This is a genomic window from Dankookia sp. P2, from assembly GCF_050632255.1.
In the GTDB taxonomy this organism is placed as follows: domain Bacteria; phylum Pseudomonadota; class Alphaproteobacteria; order Acetobacterales; family Acetobacteraceae; genus Paracraurococcus.
On record NZ_CP192581.1, the window covers coordinates 3,226,061 to 3,243,403 of the forward strand.

Annotated in this window: 19 protein-coding genes and 3 pseudogenes; 12 read left to right on the forward strand and 10 right to left on the reverse strand. The window is 71.6% G+C overall.

Translation table 11 applies throughout. The features are described from left to right. Nucleotides 1-18 precede the first annotated feature (18 nt). Both ACQ86J_RS19060 and ACQ86J_RS19065 read right to left on the reverse strand, forming a co-directional pair. The gene (locus ACQ86J_RS19060; RefSeq protein WP_431272463.1) at nt 19-669 is read right to left on the reverse strand and encodes a glycosyltransferase; all 651 of its coding nucleotides are present in this window, start codon (nt 667-669) and stop codon (nt 19-21) included. Beyond that, nucleotides 573-1,154: pseudogene (locus ACQ86J_RS19065) on the reverse strand (glycosyltransferase); the annotation flags it as partial. The gene ACQ86J_RS19060 and the pseudogene ACQ86J_RS19065, both read right to left, overlap by 97 nt. Nucleotides 1,155-1,234: 80 nt before the next feature. On the opposite strand from ACQ86J_RS19065, the gene ACQ86J_RS19070 reads away from it, so the two are divergent. Continuing rightward, complete coding sequence (locus tag ACQ86J_RS19070) at nt 1,235-1,768, forward strand: MlaA family lipoprotein (protein ID WP_431266742.1); 534 nt, start codon at nt 1,235-1,237, stop codon at nt 1,766-1,768. Beyond that, a complete protein-coding gene (locus ACQ86J_RS19075; protein ID WP_431266743.1) occupies nt 1,765-2,181 on the forward strand; it encodes a hypothetical protein in 417 nt (138 codons plus the stop codon). Before ACQ86J_RS19070 ends, ACQ86J_RS19075 begins: the two co-directional genes overlap by 4 nt. A gap of 59 nt (nt 2,182-2,240) precedes the next feature. On the opposite strand, the gene ACQ86J_RS19080 is transcribed toward ACQ86J_RS19075, so the two are convergent. From ACQ86J_RS19080 to ACQ86J_RS19090, 3 genes are all read right to left on the reverse strand, one after another. After that, nucleotides 2,241-2,510 (reverse strand): hypothetical protein, encoded by a 270-nt coding sequence (locus ACQ86J_RS19080; RefSeq protein ID WP_431266744.1) that lies wholly within the window; start codon nt 2,508-2,510, stop codon nt 2,241-2,243. A 53-nt stretch (nt 2,511-2,563) separates the two neighbouring features. Further along, the gene (locus ACQ86J_RS19085; protein ID WP_431266745.1) at nt 2,564-3,115 is read right to left on the reverse strand and encodes a hypothetical protein; all 552 of its coding nucleotides are present in this window, start codon (nt 3,113-3,115) and stop codon (nt 2,564-2,566) included. 113 nt (nt 3,116-3,228) lie between these two features. Then, complete coding sequence (locus ACQ86J_RS19090; protein ID WP_431266746.1) at nt 3,229-3,474, reverse strand: hypothetical protein; 246 nt, start codon at nt 3,472-3,474, stop codon at nt 3,229-3,231. A 206-nt stretch (nt 3,475-3,680) separates the two neighbouring features. On the opposite strand from ACQ86J_RS19090, the gene ACQ86J_RS19095 reads away from it, so the two are divergent. The 5 genes from ACQ86J_RS19095 (at nt 3,681) to ACQ86J_RS19115 (ending at nt 7,189) form a co-directional block, all read left to right on the forward strand. After that, the gene (locus ACQ86J_RS19095) at nt 3,681-4,763 is read left to right on the forward strand and encodes a sulfite exporter TauE/SafE family protein (RefSeq protein WP_431266747.1); all 1,083 of its coding nucleotides are present in this window, start codon (nt 3,681-3,683) and stop codon (nt 4,761-4,763) included. Continuing rightward, the gene (locus ACQ86J_RS19100; RefSeq protein ID WP_431266748.1) at nt 4,651-5,331 is read left to right on the forward strand and encodes a TIGR02186 family protein; all 681 of its coding nucleotides are present in this window, start codon (nt 4,651-4,653) and stop codon (nt 5,329-5,331) included. Before ACQ86J_RS19095 ends, ACQ86J_RS19100 begins: the two co-directional genes overlap by 113 nt. Next, on the forward strand, nt 5,331-5,831 hold the full coding sequence (locus tag ACQ86J_RS19105; protein WP_431266749.1) for a universal stress protein: 501 nt from the start codon (nt 5,331-5,333) through the stop codon (nt 5,829-5,831). The genes ACQ86J_RS19100 and ACQ86J_RS19105 overlap by 1 nt, the downstream gene beginning before the upstream one ends. A 115-nt stretch (nt 5,832-5,946) precedes the next feature. Further along, entirely contained in the window at nt 5,947-6,507 is a 561-nt protein-coding gene (locus tag ACQ86J_RS19110) for a NifU family protein (RefSeq protein WP_431266750.1), read from the forward strand. 67 nt (nt 6,508-6,574) lie between these two features. After that, nucleotides 6,575-7,189: a malonic semialdehyde reductase gene (locus ACQ86J_RS19115; RefSeq protein WP_431266751.1), complete on the forward strand. Its 615-nt coding sequence runs from the start codon at nt 6,575-6,577 to the stop codon at nt 7,187-7,189. A 32-nt stretch (nt 7,190-7,221) separates the two neighbouring features. On the opposite strand, the gene ACQ86J_RS19120 is transcribed toward ACQ86J_RS19115, so the two are convergent. After that, nucleotides 7,222-7,938 (reverse strand): response regulator transcription factor, encoded by a 717-nt coding sequence (locus ACQ86J_RS19120; RefSeq protein ID WP_431266752.1) that lies wholly within the window; start codon nt 7,936-7,938, stop codon nt 7,222-7,224. Between the two features lie 234 nt (nt 7,939-8,172). On the opposite strand from ACQ86J_RS19120, the gene ribA reads away from it, so the two are divergent. Then, a complete protein-coding gene (ribA, locus tag ACQ86J_RS19125; RefSeq protein WP_431266753.1) occupies nt 8,173-9,336 on the forward strand; it encodes a GTP cyclohydrolase II in 1,164 nt (387 codons plus the stop codon). After that, nucleotides 9,336-9,845, forward strand: a complete 510-nt coding sequence (locus ACQ86J_RS19130; RefSeq protein ID WP_431266754.1) for a L,D-transpeptidase family protein — start codon at nt 9,336-9,338, stop codon at nt 9,843-9,845. The genes ribA and ACQ86J_RS19130 overlap by 1 nt, the downstream gene beginning before the upstream one ends. Before the next feature lie 106 nt (nt 9,846-9,951). Here the strand turns inward: ACQ86J_RS19130 and ACQ86J_RS19135 are convergent, their stop codons facing one another. Beyond that, nucleotides 9,952-10,866 (reverse strand): YggS family pyridoxal phosphate-dependent enzyme, encoded by a 915-nt coding sequence (locus ACQ86J_RS19135; protein WP_431266755.1) that lies wholly within the window; start codon nt 10,864-10,866, stop codon nt 9,952-9,954. 3 nt (nt 10,867-10,869) lie between these two features. Between ACQ86J_RS19135 and ACQ86J_RS19140 the strand changes: the two genes are divergently transcribed. From ACQ86J_RS19140 to ACQ86J_RS19150, 3 genes are all read left to right on the forward strand, one after another. Beyond that, entirely contained in the window at nt 10,870-11,481 is a 612-nt protein-coding gene (locus tag ACQ86J_RS19140; protein WP_431266756.1) for a thiamine phosphate synthase, read from the forward strand. A 221-nt stretch (nt 11,482-11,702) separates the two neighbouring features. Further along, on the forward strand, nt 11,703-13,139 hold the full coding sequence (locus tag ACQ86J_RS19145) for a porin (protein WP_431266757.1): 1,437 nt from the start codon (nt 11,703-11,705) through the stop codon (nt 13,137-13,139). A 293-nt stretch (nt 13,140-13,432) separates the two neighbouring features. After that, a complete protein-coding gene (locus ACQ86J_RS19150) occupies nt 13,433-13,819 on the forward strand; it encodes a DUF3576 domain-containing protein (RefSeq protein ID WP_431266758.1) in 387 nt (128 codons plus the stop codon). Nucleotides 13,820-13,986: 167 nt separating this feature from the next. On the opposite strand, the gene ACQ86J_RS19155 is transcribed toward ACQ86J_RS19150, so the two are convergent. The 3 genes and pseudogenes from ACQ86J_RS19155 to ACQ86J_RS19165 form a co-directional block, all read right to left on the reverse strand. Continuing rightward, nucleotides 13,987-15,591, reverse strand: a complete 1,605-nt coding sequence (locus ACQ86J_RS19155; protein WP_431266759.1) for an efflux RND transporter permease subunit — start codon at nt 15,589-15,591, stop codon at nt 13,987-13,989. A 100-nt stretch (nt 15,592-15,691) separates the two neighbouring features. Next, nucleotides 15,692-16,429, reverse strand: a pseudogene (locus ACQ86J_RS19160) (efflux RND transporter permease subunit); the annotation flags it as partial. Nucleotides 16,430-16,511: 82 nt separating this feature from the next. Further along, nucleotides 16,512-17,132 (reverse strand): annotated as a pseudogene (locus ACQ86J_RS19165) (efflux RND transporter permease subunit); the annotation flags it as partial. Between the last annotated feature and the right edge of the window lie 211 nt (nt 17,133-17,343).

The window sequence follows — 17,343 nt, forward strand, 5'->3', positions numbered from 1 at the left end:
ACTGGCTATCGCCCTTCATCATCCTGCCTCGACCATGCTGCCGTCGGGGCGCATCCGGAAGCGCCGTCCCTGCCACGTCACCGTGCCACGGGCCAGCCCAAGCCCCCATATAGCGAATGACAAGGCATCGCGCAGGGGCAAGAGCGCGAGCCGGCCGGGATTGAGGCAGCGGCGCAACGCCCGGTCCACCCGGATGGCCAGGGCAAGCCTGGCCACCAGCGCCACCGCCAGCGTCAACCAGCCCCAGGGAACCAGGGCCGCGGCCAGGGCACCCCAGGACAGCGGGAAGGTCACCCCCATGCCGGCATAGCCGGGAAGATCCAGCAATCTCAGCGTCCTGGCCCAGCGCAGCTCGTGCCGCACCAGCGCCGGCAGGCTGGCCTCCGCCATCACATGCGCCGGCAGCACCGGCGCCACCACCACCCGCAGACCAAGCCGCCGCACCGCCACGCCCAGCGCATGGTCGTCCGCCAGCAGGTCGGACAGCGCGGCGAAGCCGCCAAGCCGCGCCAGCGTCTCCGCCCGCAGCGACATGGTCGCGCCGTAGCAGCCATGGGCCCGGCCCATCGCCTCCCCAAGCGCCGCGTTCGGCAGGAATTGCCAGTCGATCCAAAGGGCTGCCAGGCGCGACCAGAGCCGGGCATCCCCCGGCTCCCCCGGTAAAGGCAGGTGACCAGCCCGATGCCGGGATCGGCCAGCGGCGCGGTCACCGCCGTCAGCCAATGCGGCGGCACCGCCATGTCAGCGTCCGCCACCACCAGCACGGGGTGGCGAGCCAGCCCTTCCAGGTTCATCAGCTGGGAAACCTTGCGGTTCGGCCCGTGCAGCCGCGGGTCCCGCACCAGCCGGGCGGGCAACGCAGGGGCCGCGGCCATCACGGCCTCCGCCGCAGCGCCACCCGGGTCGGCCGGGTCGCGCACCGCGAACAGCACCTCGAAGGGCGCCGCATGGGACTGGGCCAGGGTGGAGGCGAGCGCGCCGTCCAGTCCCGGCTCCGTCCCGTGCAGCGGCTTCAGGATGCTGGCGGCCAGCGCCGGGCCGGTCGCCGGCGCCGCGGCGGCCAGCCGCCCGACCGCGCGGGCCGCCAGCAGCGCGGTCACGCTGCCGGCCAGGGCCGCCAGCCCCGCCAGCGCGCCGAGAAAGGCCTCAAGCATGGAACGGCAGCGGCTTCGTGCGTCGCGTGTCCGTGTGGCTTCGGGCTAGAAGGGGTCGTCCCTGTCCGGTCCCCTCGCGCATGAAGCCTTCGCCCGCCGCCATCCTCTGCCTCGCCCTGGCGCTGGGGGCCTGCGCCCGGGAGGCCTCGAAGCCTCGCCAGGTCGCGCAGAACGGCACCCTGCCGCCGGTTGTCGTCACCGGTGCGCCGACCGACCCGACCGATCCCTTCGAAGCCACCAACCGCCGCATCCTCGACTTCAACTTCCAGCTGGACGACGCGGTGTTCAAGCCTGTCGCCAAGGGGTACCGGGCAGTGCTGGGTCCCTGGCCCCGGCAGCGCATCCGCAACGTGCTGGACAACATCAACGAACCGGCGGTCGCCGCCAACCGCCTGCTGCAGGGCAAGCCGATCGAGGCCGGGACCTCGGTCATGCGCTTCGTCATCAACTCCACCCTCGGCCTCGGCGGGCTGTTCGACCTGGCGCCGATCGGCGGGCCGCCGAAGCAGGTGGCCGACCTCGGCCAGACACTTGCGGTCTGGGGGTTGGGGGATGGGCCCTTCCTGATGCTGCCCGTCGTCGGCCCGTCCAACCCGCGCGAGCTGGGGGGATGATCGGCAATGGCTTCCTCAATCCGCTCGGCTATCCGAGCCCCTTCCTGACCGCGGTCGGCCGAGGCGTGGCGGAGGGCATCGACGAGCGGGAACGGAATCTCGAGACGATCGAGGATCTGCGGAGCGGCTCGATCGACGTCTATGCCAGGCTGCGCAGCCTCTGGCGCCAGCACCGCGACGCCGAGCTCGGCCGCACCACGGTGGCCGAGCCGGACGTGCTGGACGACCCGGGCGCCGAGCCGACGGCAGCGGGCGTGCCGCTGGCCGCAGCGCCAGCGGCCGCCCCCGTGGCGGCAGCCAGTCCGCCGCGGACGGCGCGTCCCGCGGCGGTGCGGCACCACCGCAAGCTTGCGGTGCGCCGCAAGACCGCGCGGCCGGTGCTGGCCAACTACCAGCCGGCCCGCAAGGGCTGAAAGCAAGGCGCCGCGCGGGTGGCATCACCCGGGCGGCGCCTGAGGCACGCGGCGGCGGCTCAGTTCGACTTGGGCTGGGCCGGCTGCTGCTGTTGCTGCTGGGCGGCCGCCTTCTGCTGCGCCGCGTCCTTCTTCTCGGCCTTGTTGCGCTCATGCGCGCCAAGGGCGCAGCCCGCTGCGGCGCCCGCGACTCCATGGCCGCTGCCGACCATGTGGCCAGCGACCGCACCGGCGGCACCGTATTTCAGGCAGCCGCCTTCCTCCGCCATGGCGGGGGCGGCAGCCCCGGCCAGCAGGGCAAGCACGGCAAGGGTGGACAGGCCACGCATCACGGCATTCTCCAGTCTACTCTGCCTGTCCAACGCTCGCCGCGCCGCGCGGTTCAGGCGTAGCGCTGGACCGCCACCGCGCTTCGCGTGCCGATCCGCGCGCCGAGCACCGCGGCCACCGCGCCCAGCAGCATCGCCGCGAAGATCCAGTAGGCCGCGACCGCCCCGGCCGTCGCCGTGGCATCGGCCGCCTCGCGGGCGCGCCGCTCGGCGTCCTGCGCCGTCTGGGTCGCCTGTTGCTCCACCTGCTGCAGGCGGCGCTGCGCCTCGTCGGGCGCGATGTTGTACTCGGCCGCAACGAGCTGGCCGAGCCGGTCGCGGTCGCCCTGGGCCAGGTTGCCGTCGGTCACCCGGCGGGTCAGCAGCTGGGCGATCTCGGCATTGCGCTGGTCACTGGTCATCTGGGCGGGGTCGCCGCCGGTGCGCAGCGCCGCCTGGGCGCGGTCGACCAGCTGCTTGGGGTCGACCTGCTGCGCCAGCCGAGAGGCCGGGCCGGAGGCCGCGGAGGCAGCATTGCCGGCGCCCTGGGCGAGGCCGCCCAGGAGCGAGGCGCCGCCCTGCGCCGCGGTGCTGGCGGTGCCGGCGATGACGTTGCCCAGCAGCACGGCCGAGACCAGGAAGCCGATCGCCCAGACCGACAGCCCGTGCAGAACGCTGTCGGTGCCGTCGGCGGTGCCGGAGAGCCGTGCCGCGACATAGCCGCCGACCGCCAGGCCGATCAGGTTGGCGACCAGCAGCCAGATGCCGGCGCCGATTCCGAAGCTGGACGCGCCGGGGTCGCGCCGGCGGTCGCATCCACCGTGCTGGCGCCGATCGCCACGCCCAGGATGTTGAGCATGGTGCCGACCGCGACGGCGACGACGCCGCCGGCAAGCACCGCGCCCCAGGAGATGCGGGGCGGCAGCGCGGGCGCGCCTTCGGGGGCGACGGCGCCATAGGCTGCGCCGGAAGCTGGAATGACCATGATTAAGGTGTCCCGGTTCTTGTACGCGCGCTGAACGCGAGGGCGGGCGACCAAGTTCGATGTCACCGCATGGAACTGACCGGACCATGGCGGCCGCGCCACGCTGCGGCGCCGCCGCGAATTCGGCATTGATTCTGCCTTGCCCGCGCCACAAGCCGGGTTCAAACCCCGGATGCCCCCCGCCCGCTGCTGAACCGGAACATGCGATGCAGGTCTATCTGCCGATCGCCGAGATGTCGGTGGATGCCTTCCTGCTGATGGGCATCGGCTTTGGCGTGGGCTGGCTGTCCGGCCTGTTCGGCGTCGGCGGTGGCTTCCTGCTGACGCCGCTGCTGATCCTCATCGGCATCCCCTCCCCGGTCGCGGTGGCGTCCGGCGCCAACCAGACGCTGGGCGCCTCGGTCTCCGGCCTGATCGCGCAATGGCGGCGGGGCAATGTGGACGCCAAGATGGGCGGGGTGCTTCTGGCGGGCGGCTTCCTCGGCTCCTTCGCAGGCGTTCAGCTCTTTGCCCTGCTGCGGCGCATCGGCCAGGTCGACCTCGCGGTCTCGCTCTTCTACGTGGTCGTGCTCGGCACCGTCGGCGCGCTGATGGTGATGGAGAGCGTGCGGGCCATCCTGCGCCGCCGCGGCACCGTCCGCCGCAAGCTGCACGAGCATACCTGGGCGCATGGCCTGCCGCTGAAGATGCGGTTCCGCAAGTCGCGGCTCTACATCTCCGTCATCCCGCCCGCCCTGGTCGGCTTCGGCATCGGCGTGCTCTCGGCGGTGATGGGCGTCGGCGGCGGCTTCATGCTGGTCCCGGCCATGATCTACCTGCTGGGCATGCCGACCTCGGTCGTCATCGGCACCTCGCTGTTCCAGGTGGTCTTCGTCGCCGCCAACGTGACCCTGCTGCAGGCGGTCCAGCTCGGAACGGTCGACATCCTGCTGACCATGCTGCTGCTGGTCGGCGGCGTCGCCGGGGCGCAGTTCGGCGCGGCGATGGGGACCAAGCTGAAGGGGAAGAGACGCGGGCGCTGCTCGGGCTGCTGGTGCTCGGCGTCGCGCTCAGCCTGCTCTGGGGCCTGCTGCGCCCGCCGGGCAACCTGTTCAGCGCCGGGCCGGCGCTTTGATGCTGCGCCGGCTGCTGCTGCTGGCCCTGCTGCTGCTGCCCTGCGCCGCCCGGGCGCAGGAGGTGCCGCTGGTCGCCGCCCTGTCGCGCACCGACATCGAGGTCACCACCGGCTTCACCGGCGCTTCCCTGGTGGTCTTCGGCAGCACGGAGCAGCCGATCGGCCCGGGCGGTGACGAGGTGCTGGTGATCGCCCGCGGCCCGACCCGGCCGGTGGTGGTGCGCCGCAAGGTTTCGGTCGCCGGGGTTGTCTGGGTCAACGGCCCCGCCGCGCGCTTCGCCCAGGTGCCGGGCTACTACGTGATCGCTGGCAGCCGCCCCGCCTGGCAGATCCTGCCGGAGGAGGAGCGGCAGCGGAACGCGCTCGGGCTCGACAGCCTGCCGCTGACCAGTACCGGCGCCCGGTCCCCTGCCTTCCGCGCCGCGCTGCTGGAGCTGGAACGCGGCTCCGGCCTCTGGCTCGAGGATACCGAGCCGATGGAGATCGAGGGCTCCCGGCTGTTCTATGTCCGGCTGCCGCTGCCAGCGGCGGTCCCGACCGGCGACTACCGGGTGGAGGTGCTGCTGGTGCGGTCCCGCCGGATCGTGGCGCGACAGGAGCTGGCCTTCCGCGTCGACCGGGTCGGCACCGCGGACCGCATCGCGACCGTCGCGCAGACGCAGCCCTTGCTCTACGGTCTCGCCTGCATCGCCGCCGCCGCCCTGGCCGGGTGGCTCGGCAGCGTCCTGTTCCGGAGGGGCTGATGGGCGAGACCGCGGCGGAGAAGGCGGCGACGGCGAAGCGGGACCGCGTCTTCCTGGTGGTGGTGGACGATAGCGCGGAGCGCGACGTGGCGCTGCGCTACGCCTGCCTGCGCGCCCGCAACGGCGGCGGCCGGGTGGCGCTGCTGCGGGTGCTGGAACCCGTGGGCATGATCGAATGGGCCGGCGTCGGCGTGCTGATGGCCGAGGAGCGGCGGGAGGAGGCGGAGAAGCTGCTCTCCGGCCTCGGCGCGCAGGTGCAGGAGATCACCGGCGGCCTGCCGATCCTGCTGATCCGGGAGGGCGAGCCGCGCGACGAGCTGCTGGCCCTGCTGGAGGAGGATCCTCGGATCTCGATCCTGGTGCTGGCCTCGGCCGCCAGCGGCAGCGGTCCGGGGCCGCTGATCTCGGCGCTGACCGGGCGCTATGCCGGCCGGGTCCGGGTGCCGATGACGATCGTGCCGGGCGGGCTGGACGACAAGGAGCTGGACCGGGTGACCTGAGGCGGCCGAGCCATCCCCGCCCTGCAGGCCCGTCCTGCGAGCCGGCCGGTTGCACCGACACGGCAACCCGACCAGATTAGTCCGGATTGCAGCGAACAACGCCAGGACCCGCGCCATGTTCATCGAGACCGAAGGCACCCCGAACCCCGCCACCCTGAAATTCCTGCCGGGCCGGGATGTCATGGGCGACCGCGGCACCGCCGATTTCTCCAGCGCCGAGGCCGCCGCCCGCAGCCCGCTGGCTACCCGCATCTTCGCTCTGCCGGGCGTGGCGCGGGTCTTCCTCGGCAGCGACTTCGTCACCGTGACGGAGGATGGCGAGAATGGCTGGGCCAGCCTGCGCGCCCAGGTGCTGAGCGCCATCATGGACCATTTCGTCGCCGGCCTGCCGGTGCTGGATGGCGCCGGCGAGGATGGCGAGGACGATTTCGACCCGGCCGATGCCGAGGTGGTCGAGCAGATCAAGGAGCTGCTCGACACCCGCGTCCGCCCGGCGGTCGCCGGCGATGGCGGCGACATCGTCTTCCGCGGGTTCCGCGAGGGCGTGGTGAAGCTGCATCTGCAGGGCGCCTGCTCGGGCTGCCCCTCCTCCCGCGCCACGCTGAAGCACGGCGTCGAGAACATGCTGCGGCACTACGTGCCGGAAGTGGTGGCGGTGGAGCAGGTGGACGCCTGATCCGGCCGCCCTCGCTGGCGCCGACCGTCCCGGGCAGGCTATCCGCCCGGGACCGAGGAGGCCCTGCATGATCACCGACCCCACGACGCCCGATATCAGGACCCTGGACGCCGCCGCGCTCGACCTGCTCTTCCGCGAGGCCCATACGGCCTATGCCTGGCAGGACCGCCCGGTGCCGGACACCAAGCTGCAGGCGCTTTACGACCTGCTGAAATGGGCGCCGACCAGCGCCAACAGCTCGCCTGCCCGCTTCGTCTTCATCCGCACGCGGGAGGGCAAGGAGAAGCTGCGGCCGGCTTTGTCCGCCGGCAATGTCGAGCGTACGATGGGCGCGCCGGTCACCGTCATCGTCGCGCAGGACAGCCGCTTCTACGACGAGCTGCCGAAGCTTTTCCCGCATGCGGATGCGAAATCATGGTTCGCCGACAACTGGTCGCTGGCCGACCAGACCGCGACCCGCAACGGCACGCTGCAGGGCGCCTACCTGATCCTGGCGGCGCGGGCGGTCGGGCTGGATACCGGGCCGATGAGCGGCTTCGACAATTGGAAGGTGGACGAGGCCTTCCTGGCCGGGACCAACTGGAAGTCGAATTTCCTGGTCAACCTGGGTCATGCCGACCCGGCCGGGAACCAGCCCCGGGCGCCGCGGCTGTCCTTCGACGAGGCCTGCCGGTTGGAGTAGGAATATCGCCGGCCGCCGGTGACAGGCGGGGGTCAGGCCGCGGCCTGGCCCGCCATGGCGTCCAGCCGGTAGCCGCCGCCCTCGGTCAGCAGCAGCCGGGCATTGCCGGGATCGGGCTCGATCTTCTGCCGCAGGCGGTAGATATGGGTCTCGAGCGTGTGCGTCGTGACCGCGCTGTTGTAGCCCCACACCTCGTTCAGCAGGACCTGCCGTCCGACCGGCCGGCCGCCGGCGCGGTAGAGGTATTTCAGGATCGCGCTCTCCTTCTCCGTCAGCCGGATTTTCCGGTTGCGGGCCGCTTCCATCAGCAGCTTGGCGGAGGGGCGGAAGGAATAGGGGCCGATGACGAAGATCGCGTCTTCCGAATTGTCGAAGACCCGCAGCTGGGCGCGCAGCCGCGCCAGCAGCTCGTTCAGCCGGAAGGGCTTGGCGATGTAATCGTTGGCACCGGAATCGAGACCGCGCACTACATCCGCTTCGGCATCCGCGCCGGTCAGCATGATGATCGGGATCTTCAGGCCCTGGCGGCGCAGCCGGACACACAGTTCCCGCCCGTCGCCGTCGGGCAGGCCGATATCCAGCAGGACGGCGTCGAACCGGCTGTTCGCCCCGGTCAGGATCTGCTCGGCCTCGGACGCGGTGCCCGCCTCCTCCGGCGCGAATTCGCCTTCCAGGGCCAATTGCTCGCACAGCGTCGCGCGCAGCGCGGCGTCATCGTCGACGATCAGCACGGGGCGTGGACCTGCCATGCCTTCTCCCAGTCACTCAGTGGTTCAGTTCGACGCGCCTAGCCCGGGTCGATGGCGAAGCTGTGGCGGCCTTGTCAAGTTTTAGATGGCGCTCCCATCCTATGGAGCGCAAGACGTCGGGCGAAATGGAATATTTCGTTCACCCTCCTGTCAGCCGCCGTTTCGGTGCCACATTCCGGGGCGCCATGCGCGGACCTTGGACCTACAGTCGTGAGCATGACCATCCCAGTTCCCTTGGATACAGACCCGGTTGCCCCCGCCGGGCCGGACGACGTCGCGCTCGGGCTGCGCGCGGTGCACCGCGCGGCGTCCGAACTGCGCCGCGGGACGCCGGTCCTGCTGCGCGGGGCTGGGGAGACGCTGCTGGTCTCCGCGGCGGAGACCGTGGGCGCGGCCGGGCTCTCGACCATCGCCGCGCTCGGCCGCAGCGCGCCGGTGCTGCTGCTGGCCCCGGCCCGCGCCGCCGCCTTCGCCCCCTGGCCGGGTCCTTTCCGGCCCTGCGGCCGGTGGCGGAGGAGGCCGCGGTCGCCTTCCGCCTGCCGCCGCCGCTGTTCGAGCCGGCGGCCCTGCGCGGCCTGGCCGACCCCACTGCCGAGGGCCTGCTGCCGGAGGGCACCCGCCCGGACCGGCTGGCGCCCCCCACCCCTGGCCGGCGCCGCGCTCGCCCTGGCCAAGCTCGGCCGGCTGCTGCCGGCCCTGGTCGCGGCACCGGTCAGGGATGCCCCCGCTCTGCTGCGGCATGACCTGCTCTCGGTCGAGGCCGGGCAGATCCTTGCCTATCCCGCCGGCGCCGCGGCCAGCCTGCGCAAGGTCGCCGAGGCCGCGGTGCCGCTGGAAGCCGCGCCGGATGCCCGTATCGTCGCCTTCCGCGCCGCCGATGGCGGGATCGAGCACCTGGCCATCCTGGTCGGCCGGCCTGAGGACGCGCTGGCCGGCGGGACCGCGCCGCTTGCCCGCATGCATTCGGAATGCTTCACCGGGGACCTGCTGGGCTCGCTCCGCTGCGATTGCGGGCCGCAACTGCAGGGCGCGATCCGCCGCATGGCCGCGGATGGCGCCGGGGTGCTGATCTACCTGGCGCAGGAAGGCCGGGGGATCGGCCTGGTCAACAAGCTCCGCGCCTATGCGCTGCAGGATGGCGGCCTGGATACGCTGGACGCCAACCGCGCCCTCGGCTGGGGCGCGGATGAGCGCAACTTCCTGGTTGCCGCCACCATGCTGCAGCAATTGGGCATCGAGCGGGTGCGGCTGCTGACCAACAACCCCGAGAAGCTGGCGGCGCTGGCAGCCTGCGGCATCGTGGTGGAGGGGCGGGTGCAGCATTCCTTCGCCCCGAACGGGGTCAACGACGGCTACCTGGAAACCAAGGCCCGCCGCTTCGGGCATCTGCTGGCCTGATGCGGCCCGATCCGGGGCTGGCGAGCGTGGGGCCGGAGGGCATCCTCCGGCTCGGCCCGCATGCCTGGCGCTGCACGCTCGGCAAGGGCGGCATACGCGCCGACAAGCGGGAGGGGGATGGCGCCACCCCGGTCGGCGTGCTGCCGCTGCGCCGCCTGTTCTACCGCGCCGATCGCCTCGCCGCCCCGGCCAGCCGGGTGCCGGTCGAGCCGCTCTCCCCCACGGATGGCTGGTGCGACGACCCGGCCGATCGCGCCTACAACCAGCGGGTCCGCCTGCCCTACGGGGGGCGGCACGAGCATCTCTGGCGCGAGGATGCGCTCTATGACCTGGTCGGCGTGCTCGGCTGGAACGACCAGCCGGTGGTGCGCGGCCGCGGCAGCGCGATCTTTCTCCACCTGGCGCGGCCCGACCTGGCGCCGACCGAGGGCTGCGTCGCCCTGACCGAGCGCGACCTGCGGGCGGCGCTGGCGGCGGGGCTGACGGGGATCGAGGTCCGGCCAGGCTGACACGTTTTCCGCTGGACCGGGAGTCGCGGGGGCGGCAGGTTGCGGGCGACCGGGTTACAGCTCGGTCAGGTCCAAGCAACAATCCCGCAAGGTGGAGAAACCCGGGTCATGCAACCAATTTCCGCGCGCATCCTCGAGAATGCCCTGCCGACTGCCGCCCTGCTGCTGGCCGTGGGTGCCGGGCTGGGCAGCCTGGGCCTGGACGAGCCGGCGGTGGTGGCCTTCCTGCTCGGCGGTATCCTGCTGATCTTCCGGTCGGCCCGGTCCCCGCGGGCCAGGCCTGACGGCCGGCACCGCGCCCCGCGTCCGCCGCCCGGGGCGTCCCGCCGGAGGGCGGCGGCCCGCTCGAGGCCCGGGTGCCGAAGATGGCCGAGCCGACGCGGACATGCGTCGCGCCGCAGCCGATCGCCGCCTCGAAATCGCCGCTCATGCCCATCGAGACCACCGGCAGCCCGTGCTTCGCGGCGCGCGCCGCCAGCCAGTCGAAATGCGGCCGCGGGTCGCCCTCGGCCGGCGGGATGCACATCAGGCCGGTCACCGGCAGGCCGAGCTCCTCGCGGCAGGTCCGCAGGAAGGCGTCGGTCTCGGCGGGCAGGATGCCGGCCTTCTGAGGCTCCTCCCCACATTCACCTGCACCAGGCAGTCGGGCCGGCGGCCCTCGCTTCGCCATCGCCTCGGCCAAAGCATGCGCCAGCTTCGGCCGGTCCAGGCTCTCGATCACATCGGCCAGCCGCACCGCCTCGCGCGCCTTGTTGGTCTGCAGCGCGCCGATGACGTGCAGCCGCAGCTCTGGCCAGGCGGAGCGGAGCGCAGGGAACTTGCCCGCCGCCTCCTGCACCCGGTTCTCGCCGAAGACCTGCTGGCCGGCAGCCAGCGCCGCCGCGGCCGCCTCGGCCGGATGGGTCTTCGAGACGGCGACCAGGCTCACCGACCCGGCCGGGCGGTTGGCGCGGGCAGTTGCCTCGGCGATCCTGGCGCGGATGCTGGCGAGGTTGCGGGCGATGTCTTCGGGATCGGTCATGCGATGCGGACGCTAGAGGCGGCGGCCCGCCGGCTCAAGCCGCAGCCTGGGGCAGCGAGCCGGGGATTGCCCCGGCTCTGGCTGCTCAGCGACCCGCAGCGGCTGCCGGACCCGCGCGCCGCCGCGGCAGGACTGCCGGCCGGCGCGACGGTGCTGGCCCGCGGCCTGGCGCCGGCGGTGCTGGCCGGGCTCGCCGCCATCGCCCGGCGGCGGCGCCTCTCCCTCGTGGTGGCGGGGGATGGCAGGCTGGCGCTGCGCCACGGCGCCGGGCTGCACCTGCCGGACCGGCGCGCCAGCACGGGGCTGCTGCCCTTCCTGCTGGCGCGCCAGCGGCGGCGGCCGCTGCTGCTGACGCTGGCGGCGCATGGCAGGCCCGGCCTGGCCCGGGCGCGGCGGCTCGGCGCCGACGCGGTGCTGCTTTCCCCGGCCTTCCCGACCGCCAGCCATCCTGGCGCTCCGGCGCTCGGCCCGCTGCGCTGGGCAGCCCTGGCGCGCCACGCGGGGCGGCCCGTGGTGGCGCTCGGCGGCGTGGCGGGGGCGACCGCCGGGCGGCTGCCGCACTGGGCGGCGGGTTTTGCGGCGATATCCGGTCTCGGCCACCCGCGGGGCGCGTAACACGGATGCGTCGGGCGCATGTGGCGGGCGGGCCACAGTGTTTCGGGGAAGTCGCGGTTCCTTCATCCGGGCGGTTGCCGCCAATTGTTCCGCTGCACCATAGTCGGGCAGGGCCCAGGCGCCTCCGGGCCGGCGCATGCCGTCCTGGGGTGGCCTTCCTGTCAGGGGGCAGGTGGGTCAAGGGAACAGCCGGGCGTGTCCGGCGCGTGAGGAGGATTGATATGCGTAAGATTCTGCTGGGCACGACCGCGGTGGTCGGCGCGGCGCTCCTGGCCCCGTCCTTCGCGGCGGCGCAGGAAGCCCCGACCGTCCGGATCGGCGGCTTCTTCCGGGCTTACTACGGCTACACGCAGCAGACCGGCCGCAACTCGACGGCGCCGGGCACGGCGGGCTCGACCCTGACCACCGGCACCGCCGGCGCCACCGGCAACCTGCCGGCCGACGCCGCCGCGGGCAACCAGGCCCGCCTGTCGAAGAACGACTTCAGCACCGACGGCGAAGTGCATGTCTTCGTCAACGGCAAGACCGCCAACGGCCTGTCCTACGGCGCCGTGATCGAGATGGCCTTCAATCAGCAGGAAGGCCGCAACATCGTCCAGCAGCGGGCGAGCACCGGCAAGACCACCGCCAGCATCGACGAATGGTACGCCTTCGTCGCCTCCCCGACCTGGGGCCAGCTGCGCTTCGGTGACGAGGACGGTCCGGTCGGCGGCCTGATGAACTCGGGCGTCATCACCAACTTCGGCACCGGCGGCGTGTACGGCGACCGCGAGTCCTTCGTGACCCGCCAGGCCAACGACCGCACCACGACCTCGCCGGGCGCGCTGGGCGACAACACCAAGATCATCTACCTGTCGCCGCAGTTCTTCGGCTTCGACTTCGGCGGCTCCTTCGCGTTCAACTACAACGAAGGCGAGGACACGGGCTGCTCGACCAACCAGTCCAGCGGCTACTGCGACAGCTCCTACGCCTTCACCGGCGCCAGCGGCGTCGGCATCGCGGCCGCCGGCCCGAACTTCTCGGCCCGCCGCAACGAGTGGCAGGGCGCGGCCCGTTGGCGCGGCAGCCTGGCCGGCGTCGGCCTGTCCGTCACCGGTGGCTATGTCGGTTCCGGTGCAGCGCGCGAGCTGACCCCGGTGGCCGGCACGCAAGCCCGCGTGTTCAACAACCTGAACGTCTACCAGGTCGGCGCCCAGGCGACCGCCTACGGCCTGACCGTCGGCGCGCAGTACGAGCACGGCGACAGCAACTTCTTCTGGGGCAACACCTTCCGCGGTGACCGCCCGATGGACCAGTTCTTCGCCGGCGCCAGCTACACCGCGGGTCCGTTCACCTTCGGCGGCAACTACGTGATGCAGACGGTCGAAGGCGCCAGCCGCAGCAGCTTCAGCGCGGCTTCGGCCGACGCCGGCAGCAAGAGCGGCCTGGTCGCCAACACCGCCGCCCCGGGCAGCGCCGGCTTCGGTGCCGGCCTGATGCGTCGCCTCGGCTACGGCATCGGCGGCAACTACCGCATCGCCCCGGGCATGGACATCGTGGCCGAGTACAGCAGCTACACGGTTGCCGAGCGCGGCCGCGACCTGAACCCGTCCAACCCGGGCACGCAGGACAAGGCCACCGCGAAGGTCTTCATCCTGGGCACCCGTATCGCCTTCTGATCGGCCGGGCCTTCGGGCCCAGCCAAGACAAGGGGGCGGCGGAGCGATCCGCCGCCCCTTTTGCATGTTTCACCTGCAGGCAATGTTACTTTGCCGCTTTCAGGCTTGCCTGGCGCCGGGACTTGCCCATAGTGCGCCCGCCATGAAACCCTTCCTCGCCGCCGTCGCGATCACCCTGCCGCTGCTTTGCAGCTTGCAGCGATGCCAACCAGCGCCTCGTCAACAACGACGAATATGGCGACTACCGGGGCGGCCGCGCCCGCAACCGGCCGCAGGGGGCCAATGCCGGCCTGGTGGTCTTCGGCGTGGACAAGGACCGGGAGGCGCGGGAAGCCGCGGCCGCCGGCGGCGCCGCCGGTCTGTCAGTGAACGCCTATCTCTGGCGCGCCACGCTCGACACCCTGTCCTTCATGCCGCTGGCCTCGGCCGATCCCTTCGGCGGCACCATCATCACCGACTGGTACACCCCGGCCGGGGCGACGAATGAGCGCTTCCGCGCCCAGGCCTATGTGCTGGGCCGGCAGCTGCGCTCGGACGGCGTGAAGGTCCAGCTGTTCCGCCAGACCCTGGAACGCGGCCAGTGGGTGGACAGCCCAGTCTCGGCCTCGACCAATGCGGACATGGAGGACAAGGTCCTCGCCCGGGCGCGCGAGCTTCGGAGCCAGTCGGCCGCGCGCTGAGCGCCTTCGTCAGGCGGACGGATCGGAAGGCCGGGCCCATAGCCCGGCTTTTCGTGTTTCGGGGTGCTGCTGCGGTTCGCGCTCGACGATGAACGCGGCGCCGCTGCGGCTTGCGGCTTCCAGGAGCGGGCAAGGCGTCCGAGCCTTCATGCTTGCCGCCATCCGCTCTATTCGGCCGCGATGACTGCCCCGCGCGGCGCTTGGCGGCGCAGCGCGGCCGGCTTGCCGAACAGGTCGATCATCGCCGGGAAGACCACCAGGATGAAGACCGGCAACAGGGTGGTGCCGCCCACGACGACCACCGCCAGCGGCTTCTGCAGGTCGGAGCCGATGCCGGTGGCGACAGCCGCCGGCAGCAGGCCAACCATGGCCGCCAGGCAGGTCATCATCACCGGCCGCATCCGGTCGACGCCCGCCTGGTCCAGCGCCTGGCCCCAGGGCATCCCGGCATCGCGCAGCCCATGGAAATGGGACAGCAGGATGATGCCCTCCATCACCGTGATGCCGAACAGCGCCAGGAAGCCGATGGCGGCGGGGACGCTGAAATGCAGCCCCATGAGCTCGAGCGCGGTGACGCCGCCGATGCAGGACAGCGGCAGCAGGCCGAAGATCAGCAGCGTATCGCGCAGCGAGCTGAACTGGACGTAGAGCAGTACCCCGATCAGCGCGAGGGCGATCGGCACCACAACCTGCAGCCGGGCAATGGCGTCCTGCAGATTGCGGAACTCACCGACCCATTCCAGCTTGTAGCCGGGCGGGAGCGTAACGTGCTGCTCGACCCGCGCCTGGGCTTCCTCGACCGCGCTCTGCGCGTCGCGGCCGCGAATGGAGAATTTCACCGGCACGTAGCGGGAGGCATCCTCCCGGTAGATGTAGCTGGCGCCTGAGACTAGCCGGATATCAGCCACGTCGCCCAGGGTCGCCCCCGATTGTGGGCTGACCGGCACGCGGCGGATGGCGTCGAGGCTGCTGCGATAGGGCAGGTCGAGCCGGACGGTGATGGGGAAGTTGCGGTCGCCGCCTTCCTCGTACAGCCGCGCTGCCTCCTGCCCGCCGATCGCCGCCTGGATGACCTGGTTGATGTCGCTGATCGCCAGGCCGTAGCGCGCCGCCCGCGCCCGATCAATGCGGATGGAGACGGTCGGCTGGCCGAGGGTGCGGAAGGCGGCCAGGTCGGCGATGCCGTCGACCTTCTCCATCTGGGCGCGAAGCTGCTCCGCCAGCCGGGCCAGCACGTCGAGCTCCGGCCCGATGACTTTGAGCGCGTTGGCGCCCTTCACGCCGGACGACGCCTCCTGCACGTTGTCGGAGATGTACTGGGAGAAGTTGAAGTCGACGCCGATGAACTCCTGGCCCAGCCGGGCCTGGATCTTCTCGACCAGCTCGTCCTTGGTCTTCGCCGTGGTCCATTCGTCCATCGGCTTCAGGGGAACGAAGAACTCGGCATTGAAGAAGCCGGCGCTGTCGGTGCCGTCATCCGGCCTTCCCTGCTGCGAGGTGACGGTGATCACCTCGGGGAATTCCTTCAGCACCAGGCGCATGCGGTTCACCGCCCGGTTGCCCTCGTCCAGCGAGATGGTGGCCGGCATGGTGGCGCGCATCCAGATGCTGCCTTCCTCCAGCGTCGGCAGGAATTCGCCGCCCATTCGGCTGAACTGCAGCACCGCACCGCCGAGCAGGACGGCGCTGACCAGGATGGTGGCGACCCGCCGCCGCATCGCCAGCCCGTGCAGGAAGAGATGCGCGCGACCGAGCCAGCGGACGATCGGCATCACCTTCTCGACCGTGTCGTCGCGGAACAGGGTGCCGGCGAGCGCAGGGAGCGACGGTGAAGGTGGCAAACAGCGCGCCGCCGATCGCGTAGGCATAGGTCTTGGCCATCGGGCCGAAGATCCGCCCCTCGATCCCGCCCATGGTGAACAACGGGATGAAGGCGGCGACGATGATCAGCGCCGAGAAGAAGATCGCGGTCGAGACCTCGTTCGAGGCGCGCAGCACCACCAGCGGCACGCCCGAGAGGCCGCGCGGCGCCGCCGGATGGGCGATGCGGTGGCCATGCGCCGCCTGGGTCAGGTGCAGGTGGCGGTAGACATTCTCCACCATGATGACGGTGGCATCGACCAGCAGGCCGAAGTCGAGGCTGCCAAGCGAGAGCAGGTTGGCGCTCTCGCCCCGCAGCAGCATGACGATGACGGCGGTGAAGAAGGCGAAGGGGATGGTGGCACCGACCACGATGGCGCCGCGCAGGTCGCCGAGGAAGAGCCACTGGATGAAGACCACCAGCAGGATGCCCATGATGATGTTCTTCACCACGTGGTGGGTGGTCACCTCCACCAGATCCTTGCGGTCGTAGATCGCCACGATCCGCACGCCCGGGGGCAGCACGCCGCCGGCATTGATGGTGGCGACCTCGCGCTCGACCGCGCGGATGGTCGGCATGGTCTGCTCGCCGCGGCGCATCAGGACGACACCCATGACGACATCGTCGTCCGCCTCCTGCCCCGCCAAGCCCATCCGCGGCAGGTTGCCGACCTCCACCCGGGCGACATCCGACAGCAGGACGGGGAGGTTGTTGCTGGCGCCGAGCACCACGTTGCGGACGTCGTCCATCGAGCAGAATCAGGCCGACGCCCTGCACCACGGCCGATTGCGGGCCGATATCGACGATACCGGCGCCGGTCGTCGCATCCCCGTTCCCGATCGCCTGCACCACCTGCGGCAGGCTCAGGCCGAAGGCGTTCAGCTTCGGCAGGTCGATGACGACGTTGTAGGCCTTGGTAGGACCGCCATAGGCGGTGACGTCGATGACGCCCGGCACCCGCTTGAAGCGGCGCTGCAGCACCCAGTCCTGCAGCACCCTGAGGTCGGTCAGCGAGAAGCCCGGCGGGCCGACGATGCGGTAGCGCAGGATCTCGCCGATCGGCGACCAGGGGCTGATCTGCGGCTGCACGCTGGGCGGCAGGGTGATCTGGCTCAGCCGGTTCAGCACCTGCTGCAGCGACTGCTCGTAGTTGTAAGCGAAGGTGAACTGGGCGGAGACGACGGAGAGGCCGAACAGGCTGGTCGAGCGCACCTTGGCCAGGTTCGGCATGCCGGACAGCCCGACCTCGATCGGGACGGTGATGTAGCGCTCGATCTCCTCGGCGCTCTGCCCCTGGTTCTGGGTGATGACGACGACGGTCGGCGGCACCGGGTCGGGATAGGCCTCGATGTTCAGCTGGCGGAAGCCGGCGAAGCCGATGCCGAGGAAGGCGATGAAGAGCAGGATCACCAGCGCCCGCTTCTGGAGCGAGAAGGCGACGAGATGGCGCATGGGGAATCCTGGAAGCAGATCGGGGAAGGTGTCGGGCGCGGCCTTGGCCGGATCGTTGCTTCTCGCATGGCCTGGCTTGCCGGAGTCCGCGGCTGCCGCTTAAGCCTTCGCCATGCGCAAGGGCCGCGGCTTACAGCCCCGCCATGCGGCGCGGCCGCCGCCGCGGACCGGAAGGATGACGGAAGCCGATGCCGACCGAGCCTGACCCTCC